The organism is Ciceribacter thiooxidans (assembly GCF_014126615.1).
GTDB classification, from domain to species: Bacteria; Pseudomonadota; Alphaproteobacteria; order Rhizobiales; family Rhizobiaceae; genus Allorhizobium; species Allorhizobium thiooxidans.
Map to the genome: position 1 here is coordinate 876,643 of NZ_CP059897.1, position 13,693 is coordinate 890,335.

At 61.1% G+C, this 13,693-nt stretch carries 10 protein-coding genes; 8 read left to right on the forward strand and 2 right to left on the reverse strand.

The features are described from left to right. Positions 1–4: 4 nt before the first annotated feature. The 8 genes from virB11 (at position 5) to H4I97_RS22100 (ending at position 11,651) form a co-directional block, all read left to right on the forward strand. Complete coding sequence (gene virB11, locus H4I97_RS22065) at positions 5–994, forward strand: P-type DNA transfer ATPase VirB11 (protein WP_182307855.1); 990 nt, start codon at positions 5–7, stop codon at positions 992–994. A gap of 208 nt (positions 995–1,202) precedes the next feature. Beyond that, a complete protein-coding gene (locus H4I97_RS22070) occupies positions 1,203–4,451 on the forward strand; it encodes a bifunctional diguanylate cyclase/phosphodiesterase (protein ID WP_182307856.1) in 3,249 nt (1,082 codons plus the stop codon). A gap of 114 nt (positions 4,452–4,565) precedes the next feature. After that, positions 4,566–5,279: a LuxR C-terminal-related transcriptional regulator gene (locus H4I97_RS22075; RefSeq protein ID WP_182307857.1), complete on the forward strand. Its 714-nt coding sequence runs from the start codon at positions 4,566–4,568 to the stop codon at positions 5,277–5,279. A 68-nt stretch (positions 5,280–5,347) separates the two neighbouring features. Beyond that, complete coding sequence (locus H4I97_RS22080) at positions 5,348–6,277, forward strand: CheR family methyltransferase (protein ID WP_182307858.1); 930 nt, start codon at positions 5,348–5,350, stop codon at positions 6,275–6,277. Then, positions 6,274–6,915, forward strand: a complete 642-nt coding sequence (locus H4I97_RS22085; protein WP_182307859.1) for a chemotaxis protein CheW — start codon at positions 6,274–6,276, stop codon at positions 6,913–6,915. The genes H4I97_RS22080 and H4I97_RS22085 overlap by 4 nt, the downstream gene beginning before the upstream one ends. Next, positions 6,915–8,543, forward strand: coding sequence for a methyl-accepting chemotaxis protein (locus H4I97_RS22090; protein ID WP_182307860.1), 1,629 nt, complete (start codon positions 6,915–6,917; stop codon positions 8,541–8,543). Before H4I97_RS22085 ends, H4I97_RS22090 begins: the two co-directional genes overlap by 1 nt. Before the next feature lie 35 nt (positions 8,544–8,578). After that, positions 8,579–10,609, forward strand: a complete 2,031-nt coding sequence (locus tag H4I97_RS22095; protein ID WP_342344148.1) for a hybrid sensor histidine kinase/response regulator — start codon at positions 8,579–8,581, stop codon at positions 10,607–10,609. Between the two features lie 7 nt (positions 10,610–10,616). Continuing rightward, positions 10,617–11,651 carry a chemotaxis protein CheB gene (locus tag H4I97_RS22100; protein ID WP_182307862.1) on the forward strand — a complete coding sequence of 345 codons (1,035 nt, stop codon included), beginning with the start codon at positions 10,617–10,619 and terminating at the stop codon, positions 11,649–11,651. A gap of 53 nt (positions 11,652–11,704) precedes the next feature. On the opposite strand, the gene H4I97_RS22105 is transcribed toward H4I97_RS22100, so the two are convergent. Both H4I97_RS22105 and H4I97_RS22110 read right to left on the reverse strand, forming a co-directional pair. Then, on the reverse strand, positions 11,705–12,661 hold the full coding sequence (locus tag H4I97_RS22105; RefSeq protein WP_182307863.1) for a type II secretion system F family protein: 957 nt from the start codon (positions 12,659–12,661) through the stop codon (positions 11,705–11,707). Positions 12,662–12,673: 12 nt separating this feature from the next. Beyond that, positions 12,674–13,675 carry a type II secretion system F family protein gene (locus H4I97_RS22110; RefSeq protein ID WP_182307864.1) on the reverse strand — a complete coding sequence of 334 codons (1,002 nt, stop codon included), beginning with the start codon at positions 13,673–13,675 and terminating at the stop codon, positions 12,674–12,676. Between the last annotated feature and the right edge of the window lie 18 nt (positions 13,676–13,693).

Sequence of the window (13,693 nt, forward strand, 5' to 3'; positions counted from 1 at the left end):
GTGCATGACCGAGGGAGCCGACGCCACTGTCGTCCGGGAATTGTTGTCACCGCTGGCGCCGTTCCTCAACGACCAAACGCTCTACGAAGTGATCGTAAATCGGCCCGGGCAGGTGCTGACGGAGGGCTCAGGTGGGTGGCGGACCTATGATCTGCCCGGGCTTTCATTCGAAAAATTGATGCGTCTTGCCCGGGCCGTGGCCAGTTTCTCTCATCAGGCGATCGATGAGACCCGACCAATCCTGTCCGCGACGCTCCCGGGCGACGAACGAATTCAGATTGTCATCCCGCCGGCGACGACCAGGGGCACAGTCAGCATGACCATTCGGAAGCCATCCTCCGTTGCCTTCACACTTGACGATCTTGATGACAGGGACTTTTTCGAGGGGACACGAGCAGCCGACGGCGGAGCCACGACACCGGACGTGGAGTTGCGCGAGTTATACCGTGCCGGCCGCTTCAAGGAGTTTCTGCAGCACGCCGTTATCGCACGCAAGAACATCATCATTTCGGGCGCAACCGGATCGGCCAAGACGACCCTTTCAAAGGCGCTGATCAGGCATATTCCAGAGGATGAGCGGATTATCTCGATCGAGGACACGCCGGAGTTGGTAATTCCTCAGGCAAACCACGTACGCCTCTTCTATTCCAAGGGCGCTCAGGGGCTATCGAGTGCCAGCGCGAAAGAACTGCTGGAATCGAGTCTGCGTATGCGGCCGGACCGCATCTTGCTGCAGGAACTTCGTGACGGCACCGCCTTCTACTACGTCCGCAACGTCAACTCTGGTCACCCTGGATCGATAACGACAGTCCACGCCGACTCTGCCAGCCTCGCGTTCCAGCAGTTGACACTGCTCGTGAAAGAATCTGACGGCGGGCACAACCTGGAGCGCAAAGACATCGAAGCATTGCTGAGACTGTCGATCGATGTGATCGTTCAGTGCAGTCGAATTGAGGGACGGTTCCGGGCGACAGAGGTCTACTTCCGAACGTGAGATGGAGGAATGGTCTCAGCGAGGCCCGCCGGCTTTTCACGTTCTTTCCGGGCTCGCCAGATCCTCGTTCCCCGCGGTGCGTCAGGCCTTCGTTAACCACACCGGACTTCGACTTGCGTGATGCGGGAACCGATGCGATCCGCAACCGTTGATACTGGTTGGCCGTCCATCTTCAAATGTCTGCATTGCGCCGTCGTGAGGTCGTTACATGTACGATGCATTTCAGGAAGAGTTGTCTCCTGCATCCCGTCATCTCGTGGAAGCCGTGCTCGATGGCGTCGCCGAGCCGGTGATCATCAAGGACGACGGCTCGCGCTTCGTCTTTGTCAATGACGCGGCCTGTGCGCTTCTGTGCAAGAGCCGCTCTGATCTTATCGGGCACACCGACTATGACTTCCTGCCAAAGGAAGAAGCCGACGAGATCGTTGCAACGGACAGACTTGTTCTTTCGACCGGCGAGGAACACCGGTTGGAGGAGACGATCACGGTCGCGGACGGTTCCTCTCGAACCCTGCTGACGAAGAAGCGTTGCGGGACAGTTCGGGTGGGGGCGGCCATCCGGAAGTTCCTGGTCGCCGTTCTTGTCGATATCACCGACCTTCGTGAGGCTGAGGCAACGCTGCGGGCCAGCGAAGAACACTATCGCTCGCTGGTCGACCTTCATCCTCAGGTGCCCTGGACCGCCGATGCCTCCGGGCAAGTCCTAGACGCGGGGCCGAGATGGACAGAGCTGACCGGTTTTCCGGTAGAGGAGTCGCTTGGAAGTGAATGGGCAAAGGCAGTGCATCCTGAGGACGCCGCAACAGTTCAGCGGGAATGGCAGCATTCCATCGCCAGCGGCGAACCTCTCGACCTCGAGTATCGGATTATCACGAAGACCGGCGACTATCGCTGGTTTCGTGCCCGCGCCGCGGCCAAGCGGGACAAGGACGGCAAGGTGTTGCGATGGTATGGTGTCCTGGAGGATGTCGACGAGAGGCGGCGCGCGACCGATGCATTGCGCGAGAGCGAGGCGAGGTTCAGGGCCATTGCAGATGATGCTCCGGTCGTGATCTGGGTCGCAGGCGAAAATGGTGGCACAAGTTTTCTCAGCCGACTGTGGCGGGAAACGACGGGGCAGAGTGAAGAAGAAGCAGAAGGCTTCGGTTGGCTTGATGCCATTCATCCCGATGATCGGGGAAAGGTAGAGAAGGCGTTCCAGCGGGCGAGCAAAGATCATGAGCCGGTGCAAAGCGAGTACCGGTTGAGGCGGGCTGACGGCACATGGGCATGGGTGATCGATATCGGCCAGCCGCGCTTTGCCAGCGACGGCACCTTTCTCGGATACATCGGCTCCGTTCTCGACATCAGCGAGCGCCGAACCGCGGAACTCGCCCAGCAGGAGACGCAGGCCTTCATCACGAGTATTTTCGACAGCAGCCCGGATTGTGTACGCGTGCTTGACATGGACGGACGGCCGACGGGTATGAACAAGGCCTGTCGGCGACTATTCGGCATCGACGAAGATGCCCCGATATCGGAGCAGACGTGGGACGTCGTCGGCGATCCAGCCGATGCAGAGAGAGTACAAATCGGCTGGGACGAGGTCAGGGCGGGCCGGGAGGCGCGGTTCGAGATCTCCGTTCGAGACGTGGAGGGAAACGACCGTTGCATGGACGTGATCGCAGCGCCCGTTCGTGATCGTGACGGGAACCCGATACGGATGCTGACGATCTGGCGTGACATCACGGATTCGCGTCGCGCCAGCGAGGAGTTGAACAGAGCTCACAAGGAAGCCGAAGCAGCGGCCCACCAACTTGCATCCGTCCTGGAAAGCACCATGGACAGCGTTTTGTCGTTGGATGCGGACTGGCGAATTCATTACCTCAACGAGAATGCAAAGAAGCTGCTTCGGATCGGGGACGAAGCTGTCGGCCGCACGCTGTGGGCCTTTTTCCCCAAAGAGGGGACGGAGAGCTTTGCCGAACACTGCAAGGAAGTCATGGAGCGGCGTGTTCGGTCGTTTTTCGAGGACTATCTGCCTTCCCTCGATATCTGGGTCGAGGCGAATGCGTCACCGTCCGACGAGGGCATTTCCGTCTTCTTCCGCGACATTACCGAACGCCGCAGGGCGGAGGAGAACCGACTCCTCGCCCAAAGGCAGATGGTGCATATGGCGCGACATGACATGCTAACCGGTCTGGCAAACAGGGTGTTCTTCCGCGAGTGCTTCGAGCTTGCCCTCGCCGAGCAGGAGACGTCCGCCGGCATGGCAGTCCTCTGCATGGACCTCGACGGATTCAAGGCCGTGAACGATACCTTTGGCCATCCGACCGGCGATGCTCTGCTTCGGCAGGTTTCCACGCGGCTCGCTCAGGTCGTTCGTGCCTCCGACATTCTGGCGCGCCTTGGGGGCGACGAGTTCGCCATTATTCAGCCCCTGTCGAAGTCGACGGACGACGCTGTCGCACTCGCCAGACGGATCATCGATACCTTGGCCCAGCCCTTCAGCATCGAAGGTGTCACCGCCGTCATCGGTGTCAGCGTGGGGATCGCCTTCGCACCGAAAGACGGCACGTCCGCCGACGAACTCATCAAGGCGGCCGACATCGCGCTCTACAGCGCCAAGGCGAGTGGCCGAGGGACGTACCGATGCTTTGACCAGGCCATGCACGCGCAGTTGCAGGCACATCAGCAGTTGATCGTCGCCTTGCGTGAGGCCCTCGAAAAGGGGGAGCTCGAACTTCACTACCAACCGCTTGTGAATTTGCAGACACGGCAGGTGACCGGATGTGAGGCCCTCCTGAGGTGGCGCCATTCCGAAAGAGGCACAATTCCGCCATCCGAGTTCATACCGATTGCCGAGGAAACCGGTCTGCTCGTACCGATCGGTGAGTGGATCCTGCGGCAAGCCTGCCGCGAGGCCGCAGGGTGGCCTTCTCACATTAGCGTTGCAGTCAATCTGTCGCCCGTCCAGTTCAAGCACAAGGCACTCGTCAAAGTCGTGGCCGACGCCCTTTCAGCCTCGAGTCTCGATCCGGCACGCCTTCAACTCGAGATTACAGAATCGGTTCTGCTGGAGGAAAGCGAGCATAATCTTGAGATACTCCAGGCCCTGCGCAATATCGGCGTGAAAATCGCACTGGATGACTTCGGCACCGGCTATTCGTCGCTCGGCTATCTGCGTAGCTTTCCTTTCGACAAGATAAAGGTCGATCAGGCCTTCGTCCGTGATTTGCCGCAAGGAAAAGAGTCACTTGCTATCGTCCGCGCGGTGGCAGGCCTTGGCCACAGTCTCGGCATGATGACCACCGTCGAAGGCGTGGAAACCGAGGAGCAGCTGACAGCAGTTAACGTCGAAGGTTTCGACGAGGCGCAAGGCTACCTCTTTGCGCGACCGCTGCCGGCCGCGCAAATCCAACTGCTGTTGAAGAACGGAATGACGCAAGGGGAACTGGCTCTGTCGGCGCCCCAGTGACTTGAACACTTAGAGTTGGAGATGGAACCGGCCTGAGGTTGCGGTTCGAAGTAATGTTGAACGTTTCGGCCCATTCCGGGCCACAGTTCGGGGGAGACCCGTCCGGAGTAGGTAATGGACGAGTTACGCGTAGCACTGATTGCCGACGATGATGAGTTCTTCAGGATTGCACTTGCGTTCATTCTCAAGAACGAACTCGGGTTTCAAACGGTCGTGGAAGCGAGATCGCTTGACGAAGCAATCGACGAACTCTCTGAGCGAGGCAGCTTTGAACTCGCGCTCTTCGACCTTCAGATGCCCGGAATGGAGAGTGCCGCAAGTCTTGCGGGCGTGCGCGACGTCCACCCGCACCTGAAGATCGGGGTCGTATCGGCCTCCTCCCGCAGGGCTGACATCCTCGCCGCCCTGGCTGCAGGCATCAACGGATATGTCCCAAAAGGCCTCGGGGCACGGGATCTCGCCAATGCGATCCGCGCGATCATCGAGGGGAGGGTATTCGTGCCCCCTTCCATCACCGACCGGTCATCCCGGGACGATGAGAAATCCGAAGCGACCTCAATCCCCGATAAAGCGGCCGATCAGGTCGGTCGGACGCTGGCGTCGCTGACGCCTCGGCAGCGCGAAGTTCTTTCTCTCCTGGTTCGTGGCCTTTCGAACAAGGAGATCGCCCGTCAGCTGAAGCTTGGTGAGGGAACGATCAAAATTCATCTCGCCGCGCTCTTTCGCAGCCTCCAGGTGCGAAATCGCCAGGAGGCGGCGGTCGCCGGTGCGCGTCTCCTGGCGGACCCGGACGTCGGACGACCTAGTCCCGCCGGCCGACCAACCTAGATCAACCGGCCGAATAGCGTAGCGGAAGCCCGCGACCTAGTAATATCGCAGCATGTGGAAGGTGGTTCGTGACCGGAACGCAAGTCAGTACAGATATGGGACGGCTGGCCGAGAGCGTCGCGGCAGGGCTCGGCATGCGCTTTTCGGAACCGGGGCAGGGGCGTTTCACGTCGGCGGTTCGGCGGGTGATGGTGGCGCATCGGGTTCGCACCGATCGTCTTCTGCAGCAGCTGACTTGGGACGAAGACCTTGTGCGGGATCTCGTGTCCGCTGTGGCAGTCGGGGAGACGTGTTTCTTCCGCGGCGCGGAGCAGTTCGCCTTCATTCGCGATGAAATCATCCCCGAGATACGTGAGAGGCGCGCTGGCAGCCCCATCCGTATCTGCAGCATTGGCTGCTCGACAGGTGAAGAACCCTATTCGCTAGCGATCCTGTGCGCGGCGGAGGGCCTCTCGGACGAGGTGCAGATCACGGGTTTCGACATTCGCCGCAAAGCGTTGGCGCGCGCCAGAGACGGCGAATACGATTCCTGGTCCCTGAGGAGGCTCCCTCCCGCCTTCAGGCAACGATACTTCATACCCACAGGACGACGCTTTCGCCTCAGGCGCTCGATCGCCACGCAGGTCGGGTTTCACCTCCTCGACGTGGCGGCGCAAGACGTCGCATCGCCGGATGTGCAGGGTGGCTATGATCTCGTTCTTTGCCGCAACCTGCTCGTCTACTACGAGCAGACCTCGGTGAACCGGATAGGCCGCCATCTCTTCGAGTGCCTTTCGCAGGGCGGTTGGTTGATCACGGCACCCGTCGATCCCCTGATTCCCAAGGTTGCTCCGTTCCTGACCATGACGACCGAAGCAGGTGTCGTGTACCGTCGGGCGGCAACCGCAGAACCCCCATCGTCACTGAACACGGATGCAGCACCCGACGTGAAGCCGAATGGCACTCAACCGCGACGGCCGAATGACCGCCGCAAGCCGCCAGGGGAGATATCAACGTGACGCCCCAAAACACGCAGTCCCGTTCGGCAATCGATTGGATCGACGTCCGCTCGCGGATGAATGCGGCGATAGCGCAGACCGAAGCGCTACTCTTCCCGGCCGCCCGACACGCCGCGTCTTTGCGGAACCCGGAAGAGAAAAAGGGAGGCATTTCGCAGGGGAGCGAGGACGCTGGCATTGCCATGGCGTTTACACTTGCAGGACAGAGGTTCGCAATCGAGCTTTACCTGATCTGTGAGGTCGTCGCCAAGCTCAGGGTCACGCCGCTCGCCGGGGCGCCGCCGCATCTCGTTGGCATCCACGACATGCATGGTGATCTGCTGCCGGTCTTCGATCTGCGTCCATTGTTGGAATTGCCCTGCGGCGACGAAAGCACCACGGACTGGGGTATCGTAGTCGGCGCGTCTCGACCGGAGTTTACCGTCCTTTGCGAGAGCATTCCGGAGATCATAGCGCTTGCCCCCGACAACCGGGACCGCGACTCCACGGCGGACGACGAGGCCGACAGCGGTCGCAGGGTTGTGCCCGAGCCGGATATTCGTCGCCTCGATGAACGGTTCCTCCTGACGGATCCGCGCCTTTTTCCTGAGAGATCGGACGCAGGAATATCTCCGCCTGCTGCAAAGGAGATTGGGTGATGAAACGCATTTGGCGAAGTGGTCTCTACGGGAGGCTCGGGATCGCCGTATTCTTGCTTGTCGCCGCCGTGGCCTTGCTCCTCACCTCGAGCTGGATCGCTCTGAACCGCGTGCGGAATGACCTTTCGCTGGCGTCTGCGCTCGCCAATGGGCGGATATTCCATGAAATGCTGTACACAGCCAGCCGCCTTGAGGCTCCCGGCAGTCCTACTTCGTTCGAGCGGGCACATCAGCTGAGGCACCTGATGGGGCGCTACGAACAAGTGCTGGATGATCTCGACTCGGGAATGAAACAACCGGAGCAATCCCCGTCTGAAACGACCGAAATGCTCAACTCGGCGCGCATTCGCGCCCTTTGGCAGGCAGAGGTGAAGCCCGCGCTCGAGTCCGCAATCGCGGCGGCGCCACTGAATGAAGCGGCGCTCGACGATCTGGAGCAGAAGATCAGAGACTACGCGGCACACTTCGAGGGCTATGTAGGCTCAATTGAACAAACGGCGACGACGCGACTGCAACGTTCTGAGTTGCTGCAGCTCGGCCTTGCCGCCGTCACCATCGTAACGCTCTTCCTCATGTTGCGGGTCGTTCGGCAGTTCATCGGACGGGTGCGTGCACTTGCGGCGATCGCCAAGCTGATCAGCGCAGGCGACCTCACCCAGAGAGCACCCGTGGACGGCGACGACGAACTGAGCGTCCTCAATACATCCTTCAACATGACGACGGACAAGCTTGCGGGAATGATCGAGAAGGAACGAAGTGCCAAGGAAAGGCTGGAACGCCTGCTTGGGACGATCGCCGAAACGGCGCAGCATCTCTCATCGTCGGCCGCGGAGATCCTTGCAGGAACCACGCTCCAGGCGGAAGGCATGCGCGAACAGTCGGTCGCCGTCGCCGAGACGGTCAAGAGCGTCGATGATGTTCGCGGAACCGCGGTGCAGGCCGCCGAGCGCGCTCAGCAGGTTTCCGCCGCATACGATTCCGCCGTGCGCATAAGCAGTGAAGGACGTCGCGCTCTCGATGAAACGGTCGGAGCTATGAATGCCGTTAGCCGTCGCACCGAGAGCATCGCCAACGATATTCTTTCCCTTGTCGAAAGCAGCCTCGAGATCGGCGAGATCGTGTCCGTGGTGTCGGAAATCGCCGATCAAACCAATCTTCTGGCGTTGAACGCGGCCATCGAAGCGTCCCGCGCAGGTGAACACGGCAGAGGCTTCAATGCCGTCGCGACCGAAATCAGGGCGCTGGCCGACCAGTCCAAGATCGCCACGGCGAGGGTAAGGCGAATACTGATGGAGAACCAGAAATCGACCAATGCTGCGGTGATCGGCACGGAGGAAGGCAGCAAGAGTGTCGGGCGCGCTTTGGAGACGGTGACCCAGGCGGGCGACACCATACGCCAACTCGAGACGATCATTGCCGAGTCGGCGCGCTCGGTTGCCCAGATCGCTGCCTCGGCGGGGCAACAGAAAGCCGGCATGAAGCAGATCCAGGACGCCATGCACGACATTGAACAGGCGAGCAGTCAGAATCTCTCCGCCATCAGACAGTCGGAAGAGGCCGCAAAGGATCTCAATAGATTGGGGTCGAGGCTCCAACGCCTGCTGACCGAACACGGCGGTGAAGTGTGATGACATCCGATCCATTGAACCGTGAACTCCGCCAGATGTTCGCCCAGGAGCTTGGCGAGCGCTCCTCCAGCATCGAAAATCTCGTGCTTGCGCTCGAGCGGGCAGATCGGCCCGCGACAAGTGAGGAACTCCAGCGACAACTCCTCAAGGCGGTCCACAGTCTCAAGGGAGCTGCAGGCCTCATGCAGGTTCGCCCTGTCGAGAACCTGTGCCACGCCATGGAAGAGATCCTCTCGACGGCGCTCAAAGAAAGCAGAACGATTGACGCCCGCAAGCTTGATCTCTTTCTCGCGGCAACCGACAGGTTCCGCGAGGCCGCGGGATCGGTCGGCGATGCGGCGCCCGAAACCTCCGCTGAGGACCGTGAACTGCTCGAAGCAATGCACCGCGCGGTGCAGGCGGGCCACGGCGCGGGGGCTCGCACACATCGGCGGTCAACGAGGTTTCGTGCAGATGACTTGGATGGTTCCTTGCGAATAGCGGCCGAACGGCTGGATGCGCTCCTTTACCGAAGCGGTGAATTGCTCACCTTCAATCACATCTTGCGCCACCAGGTTGAAGCAGCCCTGGCTTTGAGAGAGCAAGCAAGCGCGGTTCGCGCATCGTCCGAACATGCGGGCGAAATCGCGGTCATCCAACGCGGCCTGCGTCAACTCGTCCGCTCGCTGCGGCAAAGCTCGCGCCAGGTTCAACGCGCCTCGACTGCCCTCGACCAGGAGGTTCGCGAGGCACGTACACTCCCGTTCTCCGAAGCCTGCCAGGGACTGAACCGCATCATCAGAGACGTTGCCGAGACCGCCGGCAAGTCGGCGGAACTGGGGATATATGGCGGCGATATCCAGATCGATCGTGCGATCCTCTCGAGCCTGCGGGATGTACTGCGCCATCTGGTGCGAAACGCGATTGACCATGGCATCGAACCTCCCAATGACCGCCGCAAGGCTGGAAAGCCGGAGGTGGGGAAGATCGCGATATCCGCCGCCGTGACCGGAGATCGCATCCGTGTCAGGGTCGAGGACGACGGGCGCGGATTCAACTTCCCGGATTCTCGAGAAGCGGCTCCCGGCAACAGCCCCGGTCCGGACTTCCTGCAGCAGGTATTTTCGCCGGGCTTCTCGACGTCGAAAACCGTCACGCGTTTGTCGGGCCGCGGCCTTGGTCTTGATATCGTCAAAACCGCGGTCGAGAGCCTGCGCGGGACGGTGGAGGTCTTGCAGGTCGAAGGGGGTGGAGCTGCGTTCATCCTGACCATCCCGCTCTCGGTATCCACTATCAGGATATTGCAGGTGAGCTGCGCCGACCACATCTTTGCAGTCGACACCGCATCGGTGCGGCAAGTGATCAGTATAGACCCGACGGCTGTTGCCGTATCGTCGGCAGTCGAAACGTCCGAGGGCGCAGTTCCGGTTGTCGATTTGGCGCGCTGGCTGGGGATCGCCGGTGCCACGCGGCCACTCGCGATGCGGGCGGTCGTGATGGACCTCGCCGGCCGTCGGATTGCTGTTCTCGTTGACCAAATAGAGGGGGAACGAGAGCTCCTCATTCGAAAACTCGGCCCGCGACTGGCAGGATTCCGCCAGTATTGTGGTGCGATGAACCTGCCGGACGGGCGCATCGCCCTGCTCTTGAACGCGGCCGCCCTTGTCGATGTCGCCCCCGAACCGTCGTCGCCCAAAGCCCCAATTCTTGGGGCGAAGCCGAAGCCGTCTCGGGTGCTCATTGTCGACGATTCCAATGCCGTTCGCTCGCTTCTCCGTATGATCACCGAGCGGGCCGGTTACGAAGTCGTTGTCGCAAGCAATGGCGCGGAAGCGCTGGAGCAACTGGCGCTACAGCGCGCCGACATCGTCGTTTCCGATATCGACATGCCCCAGATGGACGGCTTGCAGCTCGTAGAGACGATTCGACGATCCGACCAGTTCGCCAGGTTGCCGGTCATCCTTGTCACGGGACGGGATTTCGATGACGCCGATCGCACGATCGTCGCCGGCGGTGCGAATGCCTGTTTGAGAAAAGACCGTTTTGACGCAGAAGAGTTCCTCGAAACCATGCGCCGGGTCGTCTGAGGGCCTAATGATCCGGCTGCTTCTCATCACGACCTCACCCGATCTTGCCGGCAGGACAGCGGCAGCGCTTCGCATGGACACGTCCATGACCCTCGTTGGGATCGCCCGGGACGGTGAACAGGCTTTGGCAATATCGAACGAACTTCGCCCGGATGTCGTTGCGATCGAACTCGAGCTTGCGGGCCACGACGGAGCTGATGCGATCAAGGAAATCATGATCGCGTCGCCAAGGCCTGTCGTCGCGATTGCCGGTCCCGGAGGGGGTGGGGCCGGGGCAATCTCGGACAAGGCACTCGAGGCGGGCGCACTTGCCGTCATCCCGGCACCCTTGCCGGACGATCATCCGTCGATGGGCAAGTTCCTCTCGACGATTCGGGCGATGGCGCAGGTCATGGTCGTCCGCCAACGGCGACGCGAACGCAGGCACGGGCTCGAGGCCGAGCTGCCTGCGGGCAGGGCACGGTACGCTGCATCCGTCGTTGGAATAGCGGCCTCGACCGGGGGGCCAGCCGCGCTGCGCACCATTCTGACGGCACTTCCGGCAACGTTTCCCGCACCGGTTCTGGTCGTCCAACATATGTCGGACGGGTTCATCGAAGGCGTCGCCGCACGTCTCGATGCCACCGTTTCCCTCACGGTCAGGATCGCCGTCGACGGTGAGCGCTTGAGACCGGGCTTCGTCTATCTTGCACCCGACGGTCGCCAGCTCGGCCTCTCCGGAAAGACGCGCATACGCGTGACGGACGACGCGCCCGTCGGTGCATTCCGGCCCTCGGCGACGTATTTGTTCCGGGCCATGGCCGATTGCTTCAAGGAGGAAGCGCTTGCTGTCGTCCTGACCGGCATGGGTGATGACGGAATTGCGGGCCTTGGCGACATAAGGCGCCGCGGAGGTAGAATTATCGCCCAGGATGAGAATACGTCCACGGTATTCGGAATGCCGAAAGCAGCCATCCTTGCCGGTCTTGCGGATGATGTGCTTCCATTGGAGGCCATTGCCGACAAGTTGGTCTCTCTGGCAAGCAGGCCCGCCACCGGCTGACTTGCCCTTTCCTCGTTCGGCTTATGCTGACGAGCGCCGTGTCAAAATCAGGCTCAGATGTCCATTATCTGGATCACCGCCGGTGTGATGATGACGGCGAACAGGACCGGCAGGAAGAACACGATCATCGGGACTGTCAACTTCGGCGGAAGGGAGGCTGCCTTCTTCTCCGCCTCGCTCATGCGCATGTCACGGTTTTCCTGAGCCATGACCCGCAAAGCCTGTCCGAGCGGGGTCCCGTATTTTTCGGCCTGGATCAGACTGGTCACCACGGCCCGGACACCGTCGAGCCCTGTCCGCCGCGCAAGGTTTTCGTAAGCCTGGCGGCGGTCCTGCAGATAGGACAGCTCCGCGGTAGTCAGCATCATTTCTTCGGCGACCTCCGCCGACTGCACGGCGATTTCCTCACCGACTTTGCGAAACGCACTTTCGATGCCCATGCCGGATTCGACCGTGATCAGCAGCAGGTCCAGAGCCTCGGGCCATGCGCGCCCGATCGCCTGCTGGCGCTTGGTGATCCGGTTCTTGACGTAGATCGTCGGCGCAAAGTAGCCGACGGCGCCCATGCCGGCTGCCATTGCCGCCATCAGCACCGGTGAAAGGTCTGGCCTCATGACCACGAAGAGATAGATCAAGCCCACAATGAAGATGACGAGCGGCGCCAGCAGACGAACGGCGAGGAAGGTCGTCACCGGCGCCTGACCGCGATAACCGGCCATGTGTAGTCTTTCGACGAGTTCGCCGCTTTCGGCCTGCTTGGCGAGATTGAACCGATCGACGATCGCCGTGTAGAGCTTGCGGGGCTCCGCCCGAAGCGACGCGGGGCGCACTCTTGCGTTCAGGCGAGCGCGTTCCCGAACCCGGATACGCTCCCGTTCGCCTTCGATCCTGCGCATCCGCGCAGTGAGGTTGTCCGGAAAGACATATGGCCATGAAGCGGCGAGAACGGCCGCGAAGGCTGCGAACGCCGAAAGCGCGATTGTGAGGTGTTCGGGACTTGGAATGTTCACGGTCGACGGCCCTTAGAAGTCAAAGTTGATCATCTTGCGCATGACGAGGATTCCCATCGCCATCCAGAGGCCACAGCCCGCCAGCACGACCTTTCCCACTGCCGTCGAAAACAGCAGTGACATGTAGTCCGGGCTGGTGAAGTAGACTGCTCCGGCGACGAAGATCGGCAGGAAGCCGATGATGCCGGCCGACGACTTGGCCTCGGCGCTCATCGCCTTGATCTTGGCCTTCATTTTCTTGCGATCTCGTAGCACTTTCGAGAGGTTTCCTAGCGCTTCGGAGAGACTGCCGCCGGTGCGTGACTGGATGGCGATGACGATCGCGAAAAAGCTCGCCTCCGGCAGCGGGACACGCTCGCGCATCCTCTGTACCGCCTCGTCCAGCGGAATGCCGAGGGTTTGGTCCTGAACAATCAGCAGGAACTCGCTTCTGACAGGCTCCTGCGCTTCCGACGCGATCACCCGAAGACAATCTGCCACCGGCAGTCCGGCCTTCAGACCCCGCACGACGACGTCCACGGCGTTCGGGAACTCAGCAGTAAAACGGTTAAGGCGCCGGTTCCGCTTCGCGTTGACGTAGAGGTGCGGCAGCATGAGCCCCCCCGTGACGGCAAACCCCGCCGCAGCCGGATGACCCGCCCCCAGTGATACCGCCACGACGTCGGTTGCGAGTGCGCAGGCGACCACAACAAGATAGTAGGTCTTGACGGACCACCGGAGGTCGGCCTGCGCCAGCCTGACCGGAAGAGCGACCTTGCCGGCCTTCTTCAGCTTGTTCTTCTGCTTGGCTTCCATTTCTCGCAGCGTCTTTTCGACAGATCGCCGGCGATCGTGGTCATCATCGGCAGCGCGCCCGTCGCTGGGACTGACGTCCGGCGTAGCCAACGCGGTGAACCGCCGGCGGTATGGGCTCAGCTTTGCTGCGCGTGGAAAAAAGACAGTCAGCAACACACCGCCTATGCTCGTCGCGGCAAGGATAAAGACGAGGACCGGCAGGAGAGATTGGGGAAGCATGAAAGACCTCCTGTAAGA

What these genes read in the sequence shown, in the direction of transcription:
- virB11 (WP_182307855.1), top strand. Translation starts at nt 5, where the DNA reads ATGACCGAGGGAGCCGACGCCACTGTCGTCCGGGAATTGTTGTCACCG.
- H4I97_RS22070 (WP_182307856.1), top strand. Translation starts at nt 1,203, where the DNA reads ATGTACGATGCATTTCAGGAAGAGTTGTCTCCTGCATCCCGTCATCTC.
- H4I97_RS22075 (WP_182307857.1), top strand. Translation starts at nt 4,566, where the DNA reads ATGGACGAGTTACGCGTAGCACTGATTGCCGACGATGATGAGTTCTTC.
- H4I97_RS22090 (WP_182307860.1), top strand. Translation starts at nt 6,915, where the DNA reads ATGAAACGCATTTGGCGAAGTGGTCTCTACGGGAGGCTCGGGATCGCC.
- H4I97_RS22095 (WP_342344148.1), top strand. Translation starts at nt 8,579, where the DNA reads ATGTTCGCCCAGGAGCTTGGCGAGCGCTCCTCCAGCATCGAAAATCTC.
- H4I97_RS22100 (WP_182307862.1), top strand. Translation starts at nt 10,617, where the DNA reads ATGATCCGGCTGCTTCTCATCACGACCTCACCCGATCTTGCCGGCAGG.
- H4I97_RS22110 (WP_182307864.1), bottom strand. Translation starts at nt 13,675, where the DNA reads ATGCTTCCCCAATCTCTCCTGCCGGTCCTCGTCTTTATCCTTGCCGCG.